The following is a 20152-nucleotide window of genomic DNA, read 5'->3' as shown; positions in this document are numbered from 1 at the left end:
CGTGGCAAGGCGCACTAAGTGCCTTGCCACTGGGGCTTTCGCGGGATTAGAAGTTGCCTTTCAAACTCACCGAAAAATTACGCGGTTCGCCATAAAAGTTTCCCCAAGAGGCGGTACCCACGGTGTTGTAGTAGGTTTTATCAAACAGATTGTTGCCGTTGAGCGCTACGGTCCAGGTGTCATCCACGCGGTAGGCCAGGCGCGCATTCCAAGTGGCGTAACCGGGCTGTTCGAGCTTAATGGTCTGCACACGATAGTTGCTGCTCTGGGCGTTGACCCCAGTGCCGACGCTCCATTTCGATAGCGCGCCGTCGAGTTGGTAATCGCCCCACAAACGCAGCATGTGGCGGGGCACGTAGGTGTTGGAAACGCCACCTTCCTTCGCGACTTCGATGTTGCTCAGGGACTTGGTCTGGGTGTAGGTATAGCCGCCGAACAGCTGTAGGCGTTCCAGCACTTCACCACTGATTTCGGCCTCTATGCCCTGGGCGCGCACCTTGCCTTTGTCGGTGTAGCAATAGCCATCGGCGGAGGTCGCGCATTGGGTGGTGTAGTCGGATTCGGCGCCGTTTTTCTCAAGGGCGCGGAACAGCGCCAGGGAGCTGTTGAGGCGTCCGTCGAACCATTCGCCCTTGATGCCCAACTCGTAGTTGTCGCCGATCTTCGGCTTGAGCGCAGCGCCGTCGACGGTAGCGTAGGAACTCTGCGGCTGGAAGATATCCGCATAGCTGGCGTACACCGACAGGTGCTCATTGAGGTCGTAGATCAGCGCGGCAAACGGTGTGACTTCGCCGGTTTCCCGAGTGCGTGCATCCTGCGAAGCCCATTCGCCCCAGGCCAGGTTGTAGGATTGGCGACGGTTTTCGTACCAACTGACGCGGCTGCCGACGATTAACATCAGCGGCTCGGCCAGGCGCAGGCGCAATGTGGCATAGGTGCCGTATTGGGTGGCGGTCTCCTTGACCGTGCCGCCACGGTACATGTTCGGCCAGAAGGTGCTGTCGGCCGGTTCCGGGAAGTGACGATTAGGTTGGTAGATGCTCTGGCGCAAGGCCAGGCTCTGGATCGCGTAGAAATCGTCCTGAGTGCCACGGCTGCCGTTGGCGCCGAGGATCAACTCATGTTCCAGGCCGAAGGCTTCGAACGTGCCATCGACGTAGGCGTCGAGGCCGAAGTCCTTGTGGTTGTAGTCCATCAATGCGGCATAGGAACCGGCCGTGGGTGCCGGATCACCGTAGGCGATCGTGCCTTCGCTGGCAGCGTACTTGGTGTCTTGCAGATTGCGGCTGTGCACCGCCGACACCTTGAGTTTCCAGTCATCGTTGAATTGATGGGTCAAGTCGGCAAAGAACGTGGTACGCCGGCTTTGCCAGTCGTTCCAGGACTGGCCCAGACAAGTGGAGCGGCTGAGGTTGGCGCTTTTGCCATCGGCGTAGCGGGGCAGGCCGCCCCAGCACGGTGTGGCGTCCACGTCTTCGTAACTGGCGCCGACGCCCAGGGTGGTTTCGGGGCTGAGGTCGATGTCCAGCGCGCCGTAGAACGCTTGGTCCTGGCGCTTCTGGATGTCCATGTAAGAGCCGCGCTCCTGCTGGCTGATCGCTGCGCGGCCGCGAATAGTACCGCTGTCATTCAACGGGCCGCCGGTGTCGACGTCGGCGCGGTAGTTGTCCCAGGTGCCAGCGGACAACGACAGGCTGCTGGTGGGATTGGCCTGGGGCCGCTTGCGCACGAAGTTCACCGCGCCGCTGGCGGTGCCGGCGCCCTTTAGCATCCCGGCCGCACCCTTGAGCACTTCCACTCGGTCGTAGATCGCCATGTTGGCGCTGAAACTGTCGGCTTGTACGTAGTCTTTGCCCATGTCCAACGGCACGCCGTCGTACTGGTATTGGCCGAGCATCTTGAAGCCACGGGAATAGAAGTACTTGCCGCCCATGGGCGACTCGTAGGTGGTGATCCCCGGCGTGCGTTCCATCACATCGTCGATGGTGGTGAGGTTCTGGTCATCCATGAGTTGGCGGGTCAGCACACTGACCGATTGCGGCGTTTCCCTCAGGCTGTGTTCGCCTTTGCCAATGGTCACTGCGCCGGTGGTGTACGAACCGGTGCCGTCGGTGATGACGCCCAAGCGCTCGCCGGTGACCATCGTGGCGCCCAGGTTCAGAGCGCCGGTTTCGGCCACTTCGGGCAGCAGCAACCACGTGTTGTTGCCCTGGCGCTGGGCTTCCAGGCCTTGGCCTCGCAACAACTGGCCGAGGGCCTGTTGCGGGTCGAAGCGGCCGTTGAGGCCTGGGCTGGCCTTGCCGGCGACGCTGGTGGCGTCATACGACAGGCTGATACTGGCCTGACGGGCGAACTGGTCCAGCGCATCGGCCAGGGGGCCGGCGGCGATATGCCAGTCGCGGGCCTGGATGTCACTGGCTGGGGTTTGAGCCATCACGGCCAATGGCACAGCCGCGCCACTCAGGCAGGCGCCGAGCAAAGCGGCCTGCGCTGCGCGCTTGAGGGGGGAACGTTGGGAGGGGAACGCTTGCATGACCGCGGGATGCTCCTGAAGGAAGTGAACAGAACCGGCCTGTTGATCGGCCTTTCCTAACAGGTCGAGCGGTAATGCGAATTCACCTCATTTATTTTTGAAGGGTTATACGCGGGGTGAAACAGTCACCCAATAACGGCTGCGGTAGGTGACGTCGACCTTGAGTGAATGCGCCACCAGGCTGAGCACTTGATCGGTATCGTCCAACTGATAGGTGCCCGACACGCGCATCCCGGCCACCGCTTCGCTGCACCGCAGCAGGCCGTTTCGATAGCGGCCCAGCTCGGCGAGGAAGTCATCCAGGCGCATGTTGTGGGCGCTGATCACGCCATCGCTCCAGGCCCAAGGGTCGAGTCCATTGGCGAGGGGAGGGCGGATGCCATTGCGGTCGAACAGCACCTGTTCGCCCGGCTTTATCAACTGCTGTGCGTGGGTGTCGTGACGGTCGGCAAACAGCGCCACGCTGCCCTGTTGCACGGCGAGCAATGTGCCTTGGGCGTCTTCGCGTACCAGGAAGCGGGTGCCAATGGCGCGCAAGTAACCGTCGCGGGTCTGTACCCAGAAAGGTCGGCTGTCGACGCCGGTATTGACCAGGATTTCACCCTGGCGCAGGTGCACCAGGCGCCGCTCTTGATTGAACGCCGTATCGAAAGCGCTGGCGCTGTTGAGCTGGATGTTGCTGCCATCGTTCAGCGCCACCCAGCGTCGTTCGCCGGTGACGGTACGGTAATCGGCCATCAGGGCCGGCAGCGGCGTGTAGTCGCGGCCAAGCCAGGTCAAACCGGCTGCGCCGGCCATCAGCCCGAGCAGTTTCAAGCCATCACGACGGCTGATGCGTTGGCGCGCACCCCGCAGGGCATGGCGCCCGACCTGGGCCGGTAGTTGGCTGAAGTCGTCATTCATCGTCGCCACCCGCTGCCACACTTGCTGGTGTTCGGCGCTGGTGTGCAGCCAGCGGTCAAATGCGGCGGTGCTGGCGTCGTCGGCTGTGTTGAAGCGCAGCGTGATCATCCACTGGATGGCCTGGTCTACGAGGCGCGGGTCATAGTTCGGCATAACGCAACCGATAACAGGCGTGCAGCGCCTTGGACAGGTCGCGCTCCACGGTCGCTTTGGACACGCCCAGACGCAGGGCGATCTGGGCGCAGGTCAGGCCATCAAGTTGGGCCAACAGGAACGCTTCGCGCACGCGCGGCTTGAGTTGGTCGAGCAGGCGGTCGATACGTTCGAGGCTGTCGAGGATCAGCCGCCGGGTTTCCTCCGACGGCACTTCAGCCTGCGGAAAATGCGCGAGGCTTTCGAGGTAGGCACGCTCCAGTTCACGGCGCCGGTACTGGTCGATCATCAGGCTGCGCGCGATGCTGCTCAGGTACGCGCGCGGCTGCTGCACCGTCTGCTGCTTGCGCGCATTGAGCAGGCGCACGAAGGTTTCCTGGGCCAGGTCGGCGGCATGCTCACGGCAACCGGTGCGCCGACTCAACCAGCCGCGCAACCACGAATGATGGGCATGGTACAGCTGGCCGATGGCGGCATGGTCCAGTGGGTGATCGCTCGACATGGGCATCCTGGCGCAGCAGTCTTAATTGATAATGTTTCGCATTCTAGACGTTGGTCGTGGCGTTGAGCAATCACTGGCAAGCAATGTATCCAGCACAATTTTTTGTTTGCCCAAAGCGCGCCGATTAGTCTGCGGGCTTTCCTGGTGGAGGGCTGAGCATGATCGACGTGGCGACCCTGGCGATATTTTCCGGTGCCGTGGTGCTGTTGTTGCTATCACCGGGGCCGAACATGGCTTTTGTCATCAGCCATGGCGTGACCCACGGCTGGCGCGGAGCAATGGCGTCGGCGTTGGGCATCTGTGTGGCGGACCTGCTGCTGACGGTATTGACTGCCAGCGGGGTGACGGCGCTGGTTGCCAGTTGGCCGCCATCCTTTGATGTGATCCGCTATGCGGGAGTGATCTACCTGCTGTGGCTGGTGTTCAAGACCTTGCAGAAAAGCCCTGGCCTGGACATGGCTCACATCAACCGCGTGGCCTTGGGCCAAGTCTGTTGGCAGGCGATGCTCAACAGCTTGCTCAACCCTAAGGCGTTGCTGTTTTTTCTGGTATTCCTGCCGCAGTTCGTAAGGCCCGAGGCCGGGCCCATTGCCATGCAGCTGATGGTGCTCGGCGGGGTGCTGACCGTGATTGCCGGTGTATTTCACGTACTGCTGGGGTGTTTTGGCGGGGCGCTCAGCCGATTCTTTGCCAGGCGTTCGAACAGCGCCTGGCTGCAGAAGTGGGGCTTGGCGACGGTACTGATGCTGCTGGCGGTGCGCCTGGCAGTGATGTCTCGTCCCAACTGATCTTGGGCGGCGGGGAGCCCGCCAGGCAGAGCTAGCGGCGCGCGTCCATGTCAGCCCAACCGCGCCGCCGCCCGTGCGGTGATCTCACCGCGCACCCTGCGCGATTCCAGCGTGCGCTTCTTCGCCTCTTCCAGCACATGCGCAGGCGCCGTCTGCGGGCTGCCCGAATCGAACGGCGGTGCCGGTGCATATTCGATCTGCAACTGCACCAGTTGCGCCGCCGCTTCGCTGTATAACTCGGCCGCCAGCACCAGCGCGAAGTCGATCCCCGCAGTGATTCCACCCCCTGTAAACAGGTTGCCGTCACGCACTACGCGCTCCTGCACCGGGATAGCACCGAGCGGGGCAAGCATGTCGTGGTAGGCCCAGTGGGTGGTGGCCTTGCGGCCGCGCAGCAGACCCGCCGCGCCGAGTACCAGCGAGCCGGTGCACACCGAGGTCACATAGCGTGCGGTCTGGGCCTGGGTCTTGAGGAAATCCAGGGTGGCCGGGTCTTCCATCAGCGCACCCACGCCGGAACCGCCAGGCACGCAGAGCACATCCAGGTTGGGGCAGTCGGCGTAGGTGGTGGTCGGTGTAAACACCAACCCAGTGCTGGAGGTGACCGGCGCCAGGTCTTTCCACACCAGGTGCAATTTCACGTCCGGCAGCGAACCCAGCACGTCATAGGGGCCGGTCAGGTCCAGTTGCTGGATGCCGGGAAACAACACAAAGCCGATCTGCAAGGTCATCAGGGATGCTCCGATAAAGAGGTGGACGGCTTCACTCTAGAGGCCTAGGCTTTGGCGAATACGCCATTGAACCCACGAATTACGCCAATCATGCCCAGAATTGTCCACGTCCTCGCTTTCGATAACGCCCAAGTGCTTGACGTGACCGGGCCGTTGCAGGTGTTCGCTTCCGCCAATGACTTGGCCCGCCAGCGCGGCCTGCCGCTGCCTTATGCGGTCTCGGTGATCGCTGCTCAAAGCGCGCCGGTGATGACCTCTGCCGGGCTGGCCCTGGTAGCCGAACCGCTGCCCGCCGTCGATGCGCCTTGCGATACCTTGGTAATCGCTGGCGGCTGGGGCGTTTATGGCGCCTCCGAAGACTTGGCGCTGGTGGACTGGGTTCGGGAAAAGGCCCGGCATACCCGACGCATGACCTCGGTGTGCACGGGCGCATTTTTGCTGGCCGCCAGCGGCATGCTCGATGGCTGTCGCGTGGCGACTCACTGGACGCGCTGCGAGGAATTGGCGCGCCGGTTTCCTTCGCTGACGGTGGAGTCCAATCCGATCTTCATCCAGCAGGGCGCCGTGTGGACGTCGGCCGGCGTCACCGCCGGCATCGACTTGTGCCTGGCCTTGGTGGAGGAAGATCTCGGCGGCGCGGTAGCGCTGGAAGTGGCGCGGCACCTGGTGGTGTTTCTCAAGCGCCCCGGCGGCCAATCGCAGTTCAGCGTGACCCTGTCCCTGCAAAAGGGCGACAGCCGCTTCGCAGAACTCCACGCCTGGATGGCCGAAAACCTCACTCTGGAATTGAACATCCCGACCCTGGCCGCCCAGGCCGGCATGAGCGAGCGCAGCTTTGTGCGCCACTACCGAGCCGAAACCGGGCAAACCCCAGCGCGCGCCGTCGAGCTGATCCGCGTCGAAACCGCCCGCCGGCAATTGGCAGACAGCAATGCGTCAATCAAACGTATTGCCGTGCAGTGCGGTTTTGGCAGTGAAGAAACCCTGCGCCGCAGCTTTTTGCGGGCCTTGTCGGTCACGCCCCAGGCCTACCGCGAACGCTTTTGCGCACTGGCCTGAACGAAAAGTACACAGTTGAACCAAGGTGCTATGTTGGCCTCCCACCCACAGCGGGCGGGGTTTTTATCGAAGCCTACGGCGGCACCCTCCGAGCTGAGAGCGAGGAGGGGCAGGGCAGCGTGTTCAGCTTCAGGATTGCCGCAGAGCCTTAAGCCCTATCGAGTAGCTCGATGATCGCTGACAGGGTCGCTTGCGGTGCTTCCTGGGGAATATTGTGGCCCACGCCGGGCAACACCTGACGTCGGTAAAAACCGCTGAAGTGCTCCACGTCATCGTCCTCTTCCGGCGGTGGGCCTACGCCGTCATCGGCACCGCACAACGAGATGCTCGGCACCGAGATCGCCGGTTGCATCGCCAACGCCTGCTCGATGGCTTCCAGCGCCGGATCGCCGGGCGCATACATGAAACGGTGGCGGTATGAGTGAATCACCACCTCGACAAAGTCCGGGTTATCGAAGGACGGCGCCGTCTGCCCATACAGGTCCGGCCCCTCGGCCCATGACGGCGACCACAGCGCCCATAGCAATTGGCAGAGCTCGCGACGGTTGGCGGTCAACCCGTCCACACCGCGCTGGGTGTGAAAGTAATACTGGTACCACAACCGATGCTCCGTCACCGGCGCCCGAGGCTTGAGCGACTTGGCGATGTTCTGGATGTTGTAGCCATCCCCGGTCACCAGCCCGCGCACCCGCTGCGGCCACAGCGCGGCGACGATACACGCGGCGCGCCCACCCCAGTCATAACCCGCCAGCGTGGCTTGCGCGATACCCAGCGTATCCATGAACTCCAGCAGATCCTTGGCTAACGCGGCCTGTTGCCCGGAACGCATTACCTGCGCATTGATAAAACGCGTGGGGCCATAACCGCGCAGGTACGGCACCAACACCCGGCAGCCGCGCCCGGCGAGCACCGGAGCAATGGCGTCGTAAGCGCGCGGGTCGTAAGGGAAACCATGCAGCAGGATCACCGGCTCACCGTCGGCAGGGCCGTGGGCTTCATAGGCGATGTCGAGCATGGAGGTTTGCGCGTGGAGCAATGGGGCGGTCAGGGTCATGGTTGGGCTCCGTGGTTGGCCAGCGTTAGCACATTTGAAGGGACGCAAGGCCCTTGTGGTGAGCGGGCTTATCCCGCGCTGGGCTGCGACGCGGCTCTAAAATCAGGCGCCGCGTTCTGTCAGGCAGAATGCGGCGTTTTGATTGGGCCGGTTTCGCCACCCAGCGCGGGGCAAGCCTGTTCGCCACAGCAGTATGTGTCAGCCTTTGCGTTTTTGTAGAGCACAGGCCGCTATTTGGACCGCAGTGAGTCAGTGCCTTACCGGTCACCTCTCAAGGTTGCCATACCGTTTTCTCCCCACTCAATTTACGGTCCAGGAATGTCGCCGCGCTGATCAGGGCCAAATGGCTCAACGCTTGGGGCGTATTGCCCAGATGCCGCGCCTGGCTGTCGAACTCTTCGGCATACAACCCCAGTGGGTTGGCGTAGCGCAGCAATTGTTCGAATTCCAGGTGGGCCTTTTCCACCTGGCCGGCGCGGGCCAGGCATTCGACGTACCAGAACGAGCAAGCGGTGAATGCGCCTTCGGTGCCTTGCAGGCCGTCGATCTGGCTGTCGTCGTTGCGATAGCGGTAGACCATGCCGTCGCGCACCAGGCTTTTCTGGATTGCTTCCAGGGTGCTCAACCAGCGCGGGTCGGTGGCGGCGACGAAGCGCACCAGCGGCATCAGCAGCATCGAGCCATCCAGTGCCGTGCTGCCGATGTGCTGTACAAAATGCCCGCGTTCTTCGTTCCAGAAGTTGCTCCAGATGTCGGCGTAGATCGCCTGGCGCGTCTGGTCCCAGCGTGCGAACGGCGCCGGCAGCGAGCGTTTGGAGGCCAGGCGGATCGCACGGTCCAGGGCCACCCAGCACATCAATCGGGAATGCAGAAAGTGGTGCTGCTCACCGCGCATTTCCCAGATGCCCACATCTTTCTGGTTCCAGATTTCGCAGACCTGATCGGCGACTTCCACGGTGTGTTTCCAACCCTCGTGGGAGATGGCTTCGCCGTACTTGTTGACCAAGTACACCGCGTCCATCAACTCGCCATAAATATCCAGCTGGATCTGGTCGACGGCCTCATTGCCGATGCGCACCGGCCGGGCGCCACCGTGGCCGCTGAAGTGGTCCAGCTCGGTTTCTGGCAACTCCTGACGACCGTCGATGCCGTAGAGGATGTTGATTTTGGTCGGCTTGCCGCAGCAGTCGCTGACGCGTCCTTTGAGCCAACGCATGTAAGCATTGGCTTCGTCGATGAAGCCCAAGCGCATAAAGGCATAGACGGTAAACGAGGCGTCACGGATCCAAGTGTAACGGTAGTCCCAGTTGCGCTCGCCGCCGGGTGCTTCCGGCAGCCCGAAGGTGGCGGCGGCGATAATTGCGCCGTGTTTGCGCGAGGTCAGCAGCTTCAGCGCCAGGGCCGAGCGGTTGACCATTTCGCGCCAGCGCCCACGGTAGTTCGATTGGGCGATCCAGCCACGCCAGAACTTCAACGTGTGGGCCAGCGCCAAGTCGGTACACCTGCTGTCGACGCGTTCATCGTTTTGGCCGCCGAGGACAAATTCGGCGCCTTCTTCCTGAGTCAGGGTAAAGCTCGCCACGGCAGTGTTGTCTTCGAGTTGCAGTGGATGGCTGCTGGACAAACGCAGGCCAGGCTGGCCGTCGGCGCTGAAGCACACGGTGCCGTTATCGAGGGAGGCGGCGGTTGGCGTGCGTGCGTAGTCATGGCGCACGGCGCAGCGCAGGTGGATGTTGGCTTGGCCGCTGACCACGCGTACCCGGCGGATCAACAGCGGCAGGTCATCGGCTTCTTCGCTGATGGTCAGCAGGTCCGTGATTTCCACCACGGCTTCATCGCTGAGCCAGCGGGTTTGCAGCACGTTGGTGTCGGGCAGGTAGATCTGCTCGCGGCGGGCGTTGGGCAAATCCGGGGCGAGTTGGAAGATACCGGCATCGGGGGTGTCGAGCAGCGAGCAAAAGATCGAGGGGCTGTCGAATTCCGGCCAGCAGAAAAAATCGATGCTGCCTTTATCGTTAACCAGCGCCGCGCTGCGCATATCGCCGATGATGCCGTGGGCGTCAATGGCGCTCTGTGGTTCGTTTCTCAAATCAACCTTTTTCAAATCAACCATTGTCACGAAACTCCGGATATAGGCTCATGCCGCCGTCAATGAACAAGGTACTGCCGACCACATAGTCGGAGGCATCGCTGGCCAGCCAGACCACGGCGTTGGCGACGTCTTCCACATCGCCGACCCGGCCATACGGGATCAACTTGAGCAGTTCTTTTTCCGCCGCGCCTTCGGTGGCTGCGCGGTTGATCGCCGTCCGAATCGCCCCTGGCGCAATCCCATTGATGCGGATGCGCTGCTCGCTGACCTCTTGGGCAAGGCTGCGCATCAGCATTTCCACGCCGCCTTTGGACGCGGCGTAATTCACATGCCCGGCCCAAGGGATCAGTTGGTGCACCGAGCTCATATGGATGATTTTGCCCGCCGCCCGGGACACGCCTTCACGGATGCCCTGGCGGTTGAAGATACGCAGGGCGGCGCGGGCGCAGAGGAACTGGCCGGTGAGGTTGACGCCGATCACGCTGTTCCAATCGTCGAGGGTCATGTCGACCACGGCAGCGTCCTTCTGCATGCCGGAGTTGGCCACCAGGATATCCAAGTGGCCAAACGCATCGAGGGTCTGGGCAAACAGCCGTTCTACATCGGCCTCTTTGGACACGTCGGCGCCAATGGCAATCGCCCGCCCGCCGTCGGCGTTGATCTGCGCCGCCAGCGCTTCGGCGGGGGCGGCTTGGCGGTTGTAGTTCAGCACCACGGCAGCCCCGGCCTGAGCCAGAGCCTTGGCCGCACCAGCACCGATTCCGGAACTGGCGCCCGTCACCAGTGCTACTTGTTGCTCTAACGAGATGTGCATTGCCCACCCAGCCTATTAATTCATGAGTTCAATTAGCTGACTGATGGCGCGCAACGGAAGTTCATCCGTGTGGTAGCTGGGAGAAATTGAGCCGACTCGCACTGGTTGTTGTGCGGGTGCTTATATCGACGTATCCGTATCAAACCGCGCGCAATGTGGACGCCATTGAGCGCCAGCGTTTCGACGTGTGGCGCACTGAGAACTCAGAACACCACTATGAGTTCGACCAGTAGCACTACACCCGCTCCAGCGACAACACTGCGGGTTTATACCTGGGCTAGCCGTGTACGTTCTTTTTACAGGCCAGCGTCGGGTTCTAACCAGTATCGTTTGGGAAAAGTCGCAGCTCAGCGAGGGGCTTTGATTTTTTTGGCTATTTCTTACATCCATGCAGCGCATATTGCGGCTGACACAGGAACCGGTACCGACGAAAGCACCACGCATGGGAAAGCTGATGGGCTTCGACGTTACGTTGGAGCGACAAGCTGAAGATCGCGCCCACCGCAATGGAGAAAACTTATGTCGGTATCGATGTCCGATACACACGCTGCTGCTTCATCAACCTCTGCTCGTTCGCAGGACAATGTTGCGCCTCAAGGCAACGCCGAACGGCAGGCGCCCGACCCGAACGGCAACGCGGCTGCGAACGTCAGGTTCCTGTCGCCGGAGAGCCAGGGCGGGCCGGTATTCGGCGATCGCCAGTCGTTGCCGGCCCGTCAGAACCCTTTTGAACGTATGGAGCCTTCTTACAGCGCGCCGGCCACGTCGAATTTCGTGACCTCTTTCAAACACTGGGTAGGCCATTGTTTTTCCGGCTATCGACCACCCTTTCCCGGTTGCAGCAATCCACCACCGAGGCCAAACCCAGGCTGCAGCAATCCGCCACCAAGGCCAAACCCTGGTTGCAGTAATCCGCCACCGAGGCCAAATCCTGGCTGTAGCAATCCACCCCCACGACCCAACCCCACCCCCTGCAGACCCTATCCGATGCCTCCATGTAGGCCTGATCCGCAGTACTCGTTGAAAAACAACGAACAGTTGGCGAAGCAGTTGAGCGACAACTTCAACGCCTTCAGGGACCGCAATAACCCTGGGTATATAAGCGTTGATAGTATCCATGCGATGGCCAAAAAAGGCTGGTCTCCCGATCCCGTCACGAACGCGAACATTCGCCTGGCCAACGAGTTGCTACGTCGTCCAGAACTGATGAGCGCCCTTGACCGGAATACCTCCACCGGTGCGTTGGATGGCCTGATCAATCGGCAAAATGTGAATGCTGTAATCAAGGGAGAAAATTACTTCAAATACAAGAGCGACAAGGAGTTGGCCGGGGAAATGCTTAAGCACTTCAACGAGTTGAAAAGTAATCCCAGGGCCGGCGAACTGAGCTTCCATGACCTCAGGCGGTTGGCGTCACAGTCTCAGACGGGCGATTCTTCCAAGGATCACCTTGTCCAGCTTGCCCAGGAAATTCTCAGACGCAGTGACGTGTTGAAGAAAATGGACAATCTCGCGGGCCGTGATAACGACGGTCGCATCAGCTGGCAAGCGCTCTACCAGCTTTCCCGTTAACCGAAACTCAGACGCCGTTATTGAATGACGGCGTCTGCTTCAATTGTGTCAGGAACTGTTTACGCCGATTTACCACATAGGTCATATGCACCGTCTTTCAAATTCCAAGTGGAGGGCTAGCAAATGACGTCAACCTCGTTTCACTCATCTCAACCCAGCTGTCATGAGTTGTTTCGTGATCCCCATGATGGCGACTCAACTCTGTCCAAAGGCGACATAGCGACGCAAGAGTCCCTGGCCCTGCAGACTGCGCATGCTGTCGAAGCCAGGCGCATGAGGACATTCGCAGGTCAGCACAAATTCCAGGCGCCCGTAGAGGAAGATTTTTGCAGGGGACTGCTCAAGTCCAACCACGCCTCTAGTGATAACGCCAAGCCACTTAAACACTCCAGGCTGATGAATTACCTGACAGCCTGGTGGAGTCGGTAAAGGCGCGCTCGTGGTTTTTTACATGCTGTCATTGGAATTCATTGGTCGTAAGGAACTGTCGTATTCGTCCAGCCACACATGAGGTGCTTGCCTGAGTGGAATCCATTCGATGATTTCGGCCGCCAAGGGGGCGATCACCGTACAGGCAGGGATCGGGAAAAAGTTGGAGAAAACCCATGAAAATCGAGGGTGTACTACCTCATGGTGGGCCTCTGGCACTGGACGGGATGGTTTCGAGACCCACAGCGCCAGCGTCGCTCACCCACGCTGAAACCTGGAATGACGCTCGCCCAGCGCACCCGGAAAACGCGTCGCGCGGGCGATTGCCGTTGCGCGGTACATTGTCGGTGCTGCATCACCGAGCACTGCAGAACCTGTCAGTGACGCGCGCCAATCTTTCGCCTCCCGGGGTGGCGTCCACGGACAGCCAATTAGCAACGGCCCTGGAGAAAGATTTTGGCAGGCTGCACCCATTCCTGAACGAAGGACGTTTGACCTGGTCGTCATTGCGGCGCGTTGCCGCTGAACGTACGGGTCAACACGAGGAGTTGGACCGAACGATTCAGGTGGTCAGTGAAATTCTGAAGCGACCGCGATTGAATGACGCGATCTTGAGCCGCGACGGTGATATTACTCGTGACAGTCTCAGGGCCGCCGCCCAAACATTGCAGGGCAATAGTTCTCCGAGCGTGTTCAGCCAGGATCCGTTCCATGCCCAGAGTAACACCCAGGTGGTGCAGGCCCTGCAGGGCCACTTCGAGCAACTGAGAGACAAATCCCAGGACCGGACGTTTCTGTTTGAGCAGCACCAGTACGTCGAAATCGCCACACTCAAGGCGGTCATGCAGGACCCGTATGCCGTTGACCCGCAGGGTATCCCAGTGCTGGAGCCGTCCACCGGCATGCCCAGGCCCAAGTACAGCGAGCTTTGCGTCTACACCGCAAAGAACATTCTTGAGCGGCCAGGGTTACTGCCTTCACTGGAGCGCGCGAACGGAACGCGACTATTTGGGCCTCCTCAAAAGGAAGGCTGGCTCAGCAACAAAAGTCTCGATCGTTGGCTGGAACAAGACGAAGCTCGCAAGGCGCGCTGATGGTTTACACCTTGAGAATTTTGCCGCTGAGGGACACACCCGCAAGTAACAATGCGATCAGCACGAAGGCGCTGCTCAGGCTGCTGCCATGTGCGATGAAACCGATCACGGCGGGGCCGGCAAGAATCCCGGCATACCCCAGGGTAGTGATGGCGGGCACGGCGATGTGCTCTGGCATCACTGTCTGTTTACCGACGGCGGTATACAGCACCGGTACGATATTCGAACACCCGGCGCCTACCAATGCGTAGCCCAGCAGAGCGGTTTCCCAGGCTGGAAGCAACGTCGCCAGCAACATGCCGGCGGTGGCCAGTGCGCCCCCGATCACGATCACCCGCGTAGCGCCCAGGCGTCGTACGATGGCATCCCCCGTCAAACGGCCGGCGGTCATGGTCAGGGCGAACGCTGCGTAACCCAGGCCAGCGTAGGCTTCGTCAAGTCCGCGTTCGGCACTGAGGAACACCGCACTCCAGTCAAGCACGGCGCCTTCGGCCAAAAACACGATAAAGCACAGACAGCCGATAAACAGCACCACGCCGTGGGGAACAGCAAATGCCGGGCCCGAACTTTCACTGCCGTAGGGCAGCAAATGCGGACCGGCCTTGAGCAGCGCCACCGCCATGATGACGATCACCACCAGGGTCGCTTGGAGAGGCGACAGCCCCAGTCCCAATAACCCGGCAACCCCCGCCGCGCCGACAATACCTCCCAGGCTGAACAAACCATGGAAGCCCGACATCATTGTTTTGCCACTGGCCCGCTCAACAATCACGGCTTGCAGGTTCACCGTGGAGTCCACAGTGCCCAAGCCCGCGCCAAACAGGAACAACGCGGCGATCAGTAACGGTATCGAGCTGACCGTGGCCAGCATGGGCAGGGCCAGGCAGATCATGATCGTGCCGGCGCTCAGCACGCGTCGGCAACCATAGCGCGATGCCAATGCGCCGGCGGCCGGCATGGCGATGATAGACCCCACCCCCAGGCACAACAGCAGCAGACCCAAGGTGCCCTCACTCAGTTCTGCACGAGCCTTGGCGTACGGCACCAGCGGCGCCCACGCAGCAATGCCGAAGCCGGCGATAAAAAATGCAATACGTGTCGACATCTGCTCCAACCGCCCGGGGATCACGGGCGCGGAGGTGGGAATGGCAGTCATGAAAAATCCTTGGTTTTGCGTTCAACGAACGGTGTCCGACGCGACATCCTTGCACATCGGGCCTTGGGGGGCGAGCCGGGTTCCCCGGAGATGACCTGTACTCAGGTTAATTTTTAAAAACCAGGAACCCTATGGATGTCGGCAGCCACAACAGGAGGTGTTGAGCTCGTAGGAGGCGGCCTGGAAGGTGCGTAATCCCTGTGGGAACCGGTGAACCCCGGGTTTCTCGTGGTGGATTACCACCTTCCAGGCCGCCTCCCACAAACGCTATGTTGTGTAATACGCTGCTTGCCCAGCCTGTAGGCAAGTGAGCGGACGAACCGATGAAAATTGGAAGGCGACTAGCACCATGACCCTGTTCTATGACGCACGAGGCAATATTTATGGCGTGACCAGCCCGGCTTTTTTACGAAACCAGGGCATTGAGGTGCCCGACAGCGCCGTGCAAGCCGTTCGTGCTCGCGAGCGTTGGGCAGCCCAGGCCATAACGGCTGAATGCGACTGGAATTCGACGCCGCGTCCCATCAATGCCAAGCCCCACCGCTGTGATGGTTTGTTGGTTGGCCCGTTCCAGACCGAACCGCCGTTTGACCTATTGATCGTGAACACCGACGGCTCCCTGGCTGAGCGCAGTGGCAATGGGTTGACGATTTTCGCCCAGGCCCTCACTGACCAGGGCTTGATGACTGAGGCGTGTGAATTGCGAGTGCATCATGACAAGCCTGATGCAGTGTCGCCGGTGGTGACTCGTGTCGAGCCTGCCGTCTACGAGCACCTCTCGGGATTTTGGCTGGCCTTGGGTTTGCCTGGATTTGGGCCGTCAGCCGTTGGTGCGCAAGAGGTGGAGCAGACAATTCTGGCCGGCACTGAACTGAGTTACGTGAGGGCGTTGGCGGCGATCGATCCGCGGTGGGCACACAGTCAGTTTGTGCGTGTAGGTAACCCTCATTGTGTGACCTTGGTCGATCAGGTGTCAGCTTTGCCGGATAACCTACAGATGCAGCAACCCGCGTTGTATGAACCCTTGCAGGCGATAGCCTTCGCCCCTCCGGCTGGCAGCGGTCGCCCCTGTTGGGCCGGGATCAATTTGCAATGGGTCGCCAGGCACTCCCGCAACCGAGTTATTGCCCGGGTGTTCGAACGGGGAGAAGGCCCTACGGCGTCCTCCGGAACCAGCGCCAGTGCCGTGGCCTGTGCGGCTTGGCGAGTGGGTTGGGTTGAGGGCGGTGAAGTCGCCGTGGTGATGCCTGGTGGCACTGCGCCGGTCCGCCTGCATACGCAGAACGACACACTGCAGAGCGTCAGTCTGTTCGGGACCGCGCGGCCTCAGGCGTAAAGCTTTTTGAATCGCTGATGCCCAAGGGGGTGTCAGCTGTTTCACGATCAATTAATTGATTAGACGAAAGTTGGTGTAGGGCATTTCTTGTCTTTAAGAAGTGTTTGGTTGAATAGAATTAATATCTTGTAAAAGACCCTTCAAACTTCGTTGTACGAAACTTCTCTTTTATTTTTCCGAGGTCGATTTTTTCCTGAAATCGCTAAGCTTCATGGCGTTCAGGCGCTTTCTCTCGGTAACTTTTCTACGTTTGACGGGGAAAGTATTTCAGTACGGTAATAAATAGATTTGGCGGGTAACAACGGATGGTTAGTGCGTTTTTTTCGTCACGTTTCAATTTGATCCTTCCAGGTATTAAAAGTGACTTTCAAGTGTTGGCGTTCAAAGGCCAGGAGGTCGTTGATCAACCATTTTTTATTCAGGTGCAGGTGGTCAGCGAAAATCCTTCACTGGATCTGGAGGCTTTGCTCCACCAGCCTGCATACCTGGCGTTCGGCGACACGGATACAGGCTTGCATGGGCAGATTTACGCAATTGGCCGCGATGATCCTGGCCGGCGGCTCACCCGCTATCACCTGACGTTGGCGCCGCGCCTCGCCTACCTTGGTCATCGGCGCGACCAGCGGATTTTCCAGCAGCGCAGCGTTCCCCAGATCATCGCGACAGTCCTTGAGCACCACGGCATTCTGGCCGACAGCTATGCCTTTGAGCTGGGGCCGGTGGTGTATCCGCCTCGTACGTTCTGTGTGCAATACGCGGAAACCGACCTCCATTTCATCCAGCGGCTGTGTGAAGAGGAGGGCATTCATTACCACTTCCGTCACAGCGAGGGCGCGCATGTGTTGGTATTTGGCGATGACCAGACCGTATTCCGCCGCTTGCCCGTGCAACGTTATTCACCTGCCGGCGGGCCGCGGGCTGATACGCGGGTTATCCAGCGTTTCGATGTGCGCCTGGGCACCCGCAGTGGGCAAACGGTGCGCCGCGATCATGACTTTGAACATCCCTCCTTGCGCTTACAGACCACCGCAGGCTCGACCGCAGCGCAAACCCTTGAAGACTACTGTTATCCAGCAGGTTTTAGCGGTCATGCACGGGGTTCGCGCCTGGCACGCAGAGGCTTGGAGCGCCATCAACGCGACCGTTTTCGCGCGCTGGGCAAGAGCGACCAGCCGGTATTGCGCAGTGGGCATTTCCTTGAATTGCAGGACTATCCAGACCCGCTTTGCAACGACCTTTGGTTAATCACTTCGGTCCGGCACGAGGGGTATCAACCCCAGGTGCTGGAGGAAGCGATAGAGGAAGTGGGTACATTTCAGGGGTATCGCAATCGCTTCACGGCGACACCCTGGAGTGCGACGCATCGACCGCCCCTCAAACACCCCAAGCCGACCATCAACGGGACTCAGACCGCAACGGTCACCGGGCCTTCCGGTGAGGAGGTGCATTGCGATGCATACGGTCGGGTGAAAGTGCGATTTCATTGGGACCGGTTGGACAAGACCGATGACAAAAGCAGTTGTTGGGTGCGAGTGGCGTCAGGATGGGCCGGTGATGGGTTTGGCGCAACGATGCTCCCACGGGTGGGCATGGAAGTGCTGGTGACCTTCCTTGAAGGAGACCCGGACCAGCCGTTGATCCACGGTTGCCTGCCGAATGCGTTGCACATGCCTACCTATCCTTTGCCGCAACACAAGACCCGCAGTGTCTTGCGCACTCGCAGCACCCTGGGCGGTGAAGGTTCCAACGAGTTGCACCTCGAAGATCGTCGTGGCGAGGAGCTCATCTACGTTCGGGCTCAACGGGATTTTGAGCAACAGGTGGGCCATGACGCTCGCTTGGAAGTGGATGGGGAGCGACGGGAAATCATCCGGGGGTTAAGCACGGTTCACCTGGAAAGTGAGGAGCATCGTCATGTCACGGGTGATCGTAAGGTTGTTCTCAAAGCCAGCGACCACCTGGACGTGCAGGGCGATAGCCAGACGTATGTCCGGCAGACCCTCGTGATCGAAGCTGGCCAAGAGGTGCATCTCAAGGCCGGTGCCAGCTTGGTGATCGACGCCGGCGCACACCTGAGCTTCAAGGCGGGCGGAGAGCACCTGGTGATCCAGGCGGGAGGTATTTTCAGTAGTCGGCCCATTACCCTCGGTGGCACACCGTCCGCGACCGGGTCGGCGAGTTCTGTGTCGATTGCTACAGCCCCTGAAGTCTCCGTTGTCCAGGGCGTCATCATGCACTTGGCCAAGCAACTGGGCGCGGACTTCTGTCCAGTGTGCGAACGCTGCCGCGAAGGCCTGTGCGATATCAGTGAGAGGGCTGCCTGATGGACAACCTTCCAAACCAATGGATGAGCCAGCAGCTGCAGGCAGGGCGCAGGCTGTGCTTGATACTTGAAGGCAGTAACGCAGCCCGCCAGCCGATGTTGGCAGCGCGAGGCTTTCCAGACTATTGCAGCCTCTACGCACAAACCCCGCTGGCGGAAATCGCCACGGCTGGCCCCTTGATCCTGTTGCTGGATCAGGTTGGCGAGCCCGCGCTGCTCGATCTTCTACAAAAGCCGGAGATGAATTGGGGGTGGTTGGGCAGTTTGCCAAACGTGGACCTCACGGACGTGACGCGGCATTGGCGCGACCGGCTGCTGGTCGGGCCCGAGGGGCATCAGGCGCTGTACCGATTTCACGATAATCGTACGCTGGCGCGTGCACTCAACTACCTGAAGGTTGAGCAATGGCCAGCATTCCTTGGCCCGCTGATCAGTGTGTGTTACTGGCATGAAGACCGTTGGCACTATGGCAGTAACCCTGCTCCCGGTGATCATCCGGTGCCCGATCCAGCCCCTTGGCTGAACATACCTAACCCAAATGCCTACGCCATTTTGCACGCCAATATCCTGCGTTACCTGCTGGCGGAGCACAGTGAAAGTCTGGCAGCGCTGGTCGAATTCCAAGACCCCAGGGTATGGCTGACCCAGGTACTCGAACAGGCTCGGGCCTGGCAATGGAACCGGCCGGAGCAGTTGGAATTTCTGGTAGTGCGACGGTTGGAAGAGGCCAGTCGCGCCAGTGTGATTCGATGGCAGCCAACCGTCGGAGAAACCCCTGAAGATCATTTCCAGCGGACGTTGCAGCTGTGGTGCTCGGTGGAGAAAACCGATGAGTAGGCGGATCTTGGGTGTGCTGCTGGCGCTGGGGATGGCGGGGCTTTCGGGGTGTGCGGTAAAGCCGGTCGAAAGCTTTACGCTGCAGGTGGATCTACCACCGGAATTTAAACTTAAAACAGCCGCCAACTACAGGCCCGCCACGGGTGAGACCTGCACCTTGCCAAGGCGTCGAGGCAAGCGGCCAGAGCGGAAGGTCTTTTTTACCGAATACAAACCTGCGGCCAGTCGGGTGAGTTATCAATTGCCGCTAACTGAAACGGTGGAGGGATGCCCGCTGGTGTTGCGTGGCGTGGAATTTGATTTTTATGCGAAATGGGGGAAACGGCATGGGGATGTTGGGGGGGATATTGCGGGTATTTCCATTATCGATCGCCTGGATTCGCCCCGGATGCCTGAGTCCGGTGTTCAGGAGCTGCCGGGTCAATGTCAGTGGTGGTTTCGAACGGTAGGCCCTCTTCATGGGATCAGGAAGATTCTGCGATGCCGTTCACTGGACGCGGCAGGTCAACTGCAAAAAACGCCCGCAGGGGGTGTTGCACAGCGCGATGAGCTACCGGGTAAAACGCTTAGGGTGGTGCTGACTTTAACGGAGGAGGAACAGCCGGCTTTTGACGATAGATGGATAGCTGTTCCAGGCGGGTGGAGGCGTTGTATAGGTAAAAGTTTCGAGGATTTGCATGCCTATTGCGGCAGTAACACTAAGGACTTCAAGCCTATAAAAATGCCAGATGGGCGCATATGTGATGTCTATCCAACGTGCAGTGTAAAGGAGTGAA

General features: G+C 60.2%; 16 protein-coding genes. 8 read left to right on the top strand and 8 right to left on the bottom strand.

From position 1 onward, the window contains the following. Positions 1–46: 46 nt before the first annotated feature. The 3 genes from CKW32_RS27335 to CKW32_RS27325 form a co-directional block, all read right to left on the bottom strand. Positions 47–2533, bottom strand: a complete 2487-nt coding sequence (locus CKW32_RS27335) for a TonB-dependent receptor (protein ID WP_095186467.1) — start codon at positions 2531–2533, stop codon at positions 47–49. A gap of 105 nt (positions 2534–2638) precedes the next feature. After that, positions 2639–3589, bottom strand: coding sequence for a FecR domain-containing protein (locus CKW32_RS27330; protein WP_032888233.1), 951 nt, complete (start codon positions 3587–3589; stop codon positions 2639–2641). Continuing rightward, on the bottom strand, positions 3576–4091 hold the full coding sequence (locus tag CKW32_RS27325) for a sigma-70 family RNA polymerase sigma factor (protein WP_032888235.1): 516 nt from the start codon (positions 4089–4091) through the stop codon (positions 3576–3578). The genes CKW32_RS27330 and CKW32_RS27325 overlap by 14 nt, the downstream gene beginning before the upstream one ends. Before the next feature lie 158 nt (positions 4092–4249). Here CKW32_RS27325 and CKW32_RS27320 point away from each other — a divergent pair, with 158 nt between their 5' ends. After that, a complete protein-coding gene (locus tag CKW32_RS27320; protein ID WP_032888237.1) occupies positions 4250–4879 on the top strand; it encodes a LysE family translocator in 630 nt (209 codons plus the stop codon). 50 nt (positions 4880–4929) lie between these two features. Here the strand turns inward: CKW32_RS27320 and inhA are convergent, their stop codons facing one another. After that, positions 4930–5610, bottom strand: coding sequence for an isonitrile hydratase (inhA, locus tag CKW32_RS27315; protein WP_032888239.1), 681 nt, complete (start codon positions 5608–5610; stop codon positions 4930–4932). Between the two features lie 90 nt (positions 5611–5700). Here inhA and CKW32_RS27310 point away from each other — a divergent pair, with 90 nt between their 5' ends. Then, positions 5701–6669, top strand: coding sequence for a GlxA family transcriptional regulator (locus tag CKW32_RS27310; protein WP_032888242.1), 969 nt, complete (start codon positions 5701–5703; stop codon positions 6667–6669). A 148-nt stretch (positions 6670–6817) separates the two neighbouring features. Here CKW32_RS27310 and CKW32_RS27305 read toward each other — a convergent pair whose 3' ends face one another. From CKW32_RS27305 to CKW32_RS27295, 3 genes are all read right to left on the bottom strand, one after another. Beyond that, positions 6818–7723 carry an alpha/beta fold hydrolase gene (locus CKW32_RS27305; RefSeq protein WP_095186466.1) on the bottom strand — a complete coding sequence of 302 codons (906 nt, stop codon included), beginning with the start codon at positions 7721–7723 and terminating at the stop codon, positions 6818–6820. 271 nt (positions 7724–7994) lie between these two features. Continuing rightward, positions 7995–9836, bottom strand: a complete 1842-nt coding sequence (locus CKW32_RS27300) for a glycoside hydrolase family 15 protein (protein WP_095186465.1) — start codon at positions 9834–9836, stop codon at positions 7995–7997. Beyond that, entirely contained in the window at positions 9829–10629 is an 801-nt protein-coding gene (locus CKW32_RS27295; RefSeq protein WP_032888248.1) for a glucose 1-dehydrogenase, read from the bottom strand. The genes CKW32_RS27300 and CKW32_RS27295 overlap by 8 nt, the downstream gene beginning before the upstream one ends. 519 nt (positions 10630–11148) lie before the next feature. Between CKW32_RS27295 and CKW32_RS28380 the strand changes: the two genes are divergently transcribed. Beyond that, on the top strand, positions 11149–12201 hold the full coding sequence (locus CKW32_RS28380) for a type III secretion effector protein (RefSeq protein ID WP_177434327.1): 1053 nt from the start codon (positions 11149–11151) through the stop codon (positions 12199–12201). Positions 12202–12806: 605 nt separating this feature from the next. Then, positions 12807–13724: a type III secretion protein gene (locus CKW32_RS28375; protein WP_177434325.1), complete on the top strand. Its 918-nt coding sequence runs from the start codon at positions 12807–12809 to the stop codon at positions 13722–13724. Positions 13725–13728: 4 nt separating this feature from the next. On the opposite strand, the gene CKW32_RS27275 is transcribed toward CKW32_RS28375, so the two are convergent. After that, on the bottom strand, positions 13729–14880 hold the full coding sequence (locus CKW32_RS27275) for an MFS transporter (RefSeq protein WP_032886723.1): 1152 nt from the start codon (positions 14878–14880) through the stop codon (positions 13729–13731). 349 nt (positions 14881–15229) lie between these two features. On the opposite strand from CKW32_RS27275, the gene CKW32_RS27270 reads away from it, so the two are divergent. The 4 genes from CKW32_RS27270 to CKW32_RS27255 all read left to right on the top strand — a co-directional run bounded on the left by CKW32_RS27270 (position 15230) and on the right by CKW32_RS27255 (position 20151). Next, positions 15230–16216 (top strand): diaminopimelate epimerase, encoded by a 987-nt coding sequence (locus tag CKW32_RS27270; RefSeq protein ID WP_095186464.1) that lies wholly within the window; start codon positions 15230–15232, stop codon positions 16214–16216. Between the two features lie 305 nt (positions 16217–16521). Then, positions 16522–18540: a type VI secretion system tip protein VgrG gene (locus CKW32_RS27265; protein ID WP_095186463.1), complete on the top strand. Its 2019-nt coding sequence runs from the start codon at positions 16522–16524 to the stop codon at positions 18538–18540. After that, complete coding sequence (locus tag CKW32_RS27260; RefSeq protein WP_095186462.1) at positions 18540–19376, top strand: DUF4123 domain-containing protein; 837 nt, start codon at positions 18540–18542, stop codon at positions 19374–19376. Before CKW32_RS27265 ends, CKW32_RS27260 begins: the two co-directional genes overlap by 1 nt. Continuing rightward, positions 19369–20151 (top strand): hypothetical protein, encoded by a 783-nt coding sequence (locus tag CKW32_RS27255; protein WP_095186461.1) that lies wholly within the window; start codon positions 19369–19371, stop codon positions 20149–20151. Before CKW32_RS27260 ends, CKW32_RS27255 begins: the two co-directional genes overlap by 8 nt. Position 20152 lies beyond the last annotated feature (1 nt).

This window comes from Pseudomonas sp. Irchel 3H9 (assembly GCF_900187495.1).
In the GTDB taxonomy this organism is placed as follows: Bacteria; Pseudomonadota; Gammaproteobacteria; order Pseudomonadales; family Pseudomonadaceae; genus Aquipseudomonas; species Aquipseudomonas sivasensis.
The sequence above is the reverse complement of the archived record's forward strand: the minus strand, read 5'-3'. Positions and strand labels throughout refer to the sequence as shown.

Excerpts from the sequence above, each read along its gene's own strand:
- CKW32_RS27300 (WP_095186465.1), bottom strand. The coding sequence starts at position 9,836 with ATGGTTGATTTGAAAAAGGTTGATTTGAGAAACGAACCACAGAGCGCC.
- CKW32_RS27320 (WP_032888237.1), top strand. The coding sequence starts at position 4,250 with ATGATCGACGTGGCGACCCTGGCGATATTTTCCGGTGCCGTGGTGCTG.
- CKW32_RS27265 (WP_095186463.1), top strand. The coding sequence starts at position 16,522 with ATGGTTAGTGCGTTTTTTTCGTCACGTTTCAATTTGATCCTTCCAGGT.
- CKW32_RS27335 (WP_095186467.1), bottom strand. The coding sequence starts at position 2,533 with ATGCAAGCGTTCCCCTCCCAACGTTCCCCCCTCAAGCGCGCAGCGCAG.
- CKW32_RS27270 (WP_095186464.1), top strand. The coding sequence starts at position 15,230 with ATGACCCTGTTCTATGACGCACGAGGCAATATTTATGGCGTGACCAGC.
- CKW32_RS27295 (WP_032888248.1), bottom strand. The coding sequence starts at position 10,629 with ATGCACATCTCGTTAGAGCAACAAGTAGCACTGGTGACGGGCGCCAGT.
- CKW32_RS27275 (WP_032886723.1), bottom strand. The coding sequence starts at position 14,880 with ATGACTGCCATTCCCACCTCCGCGCCCGTGATCCCCGGGCGGTTGGAG.
- CKW32_RS28380 (WP_177434327.1), top strand. The coding sequence starts at position 11,149 with ATGTCGGTATCGATGTCCGATACACACGCTGCTGCTTCATCAACCTCT.
- CKW32_RS27330 (WP_032888233.1), bottom strand. The coding sequence starts at position 3,589 with ATGCCGAACTATGACCCGCGCCTCGTAGACCAGGCCATCCAGTGGATG.
- CKW32_RS27325 (WP_032888235.1), bottom strand. The coding sequence starts at position 4,091 with ATGTCGAGCGATCACCCACTGGACCATGCCGCCATCGGCCAGCTGTAC.
- inhA (WP_032888239.1), bottom strand. The coding sequence starts at position 5,610 with ATGACCTTGCAGATCGGCTTTGTGTTGTTTCCCGGCATCCAGCAACTG.
- CKW32_RS27305 (WP_095186466.1), bottom strand. The coding sequence starts at position 7,723 with ATGACCCTGACCGCCCCATTGCTCCACGCGCAAACCTCCATGCTCGAC.
- CKW32_RS28375 (WP_177434325.1), top strand. The coding sequence starts at position 12,807 with ATGAAAATCGAGGGTGTACTACCTCATGGTGGGCCTCTGGCACTGGAC.
- CKW32_RS27310 (WP_032888242.1), top strand. The coding sequence starts at position 5,701 with ATGCCCAGAATTGTCCACGTCCTCGCTTTCGATAACGCCCAAGTGCTT.
- CKW32_RS27255 (WP_095186461.1), top strand. The coding sequence starts at position 19,369 with ATGAGTAGGCGGATCTTGGGTGTGCTGCTGGCGCTGGGGATGGCGGGG.
- CKW32_RS27260 (WP_095186462.1), top strand. The coding sequence starts at position 18,540 with ATGGACAACCTTCCAAACCAATGGATGAGCCAGCAGCTGCAGGCAGGG.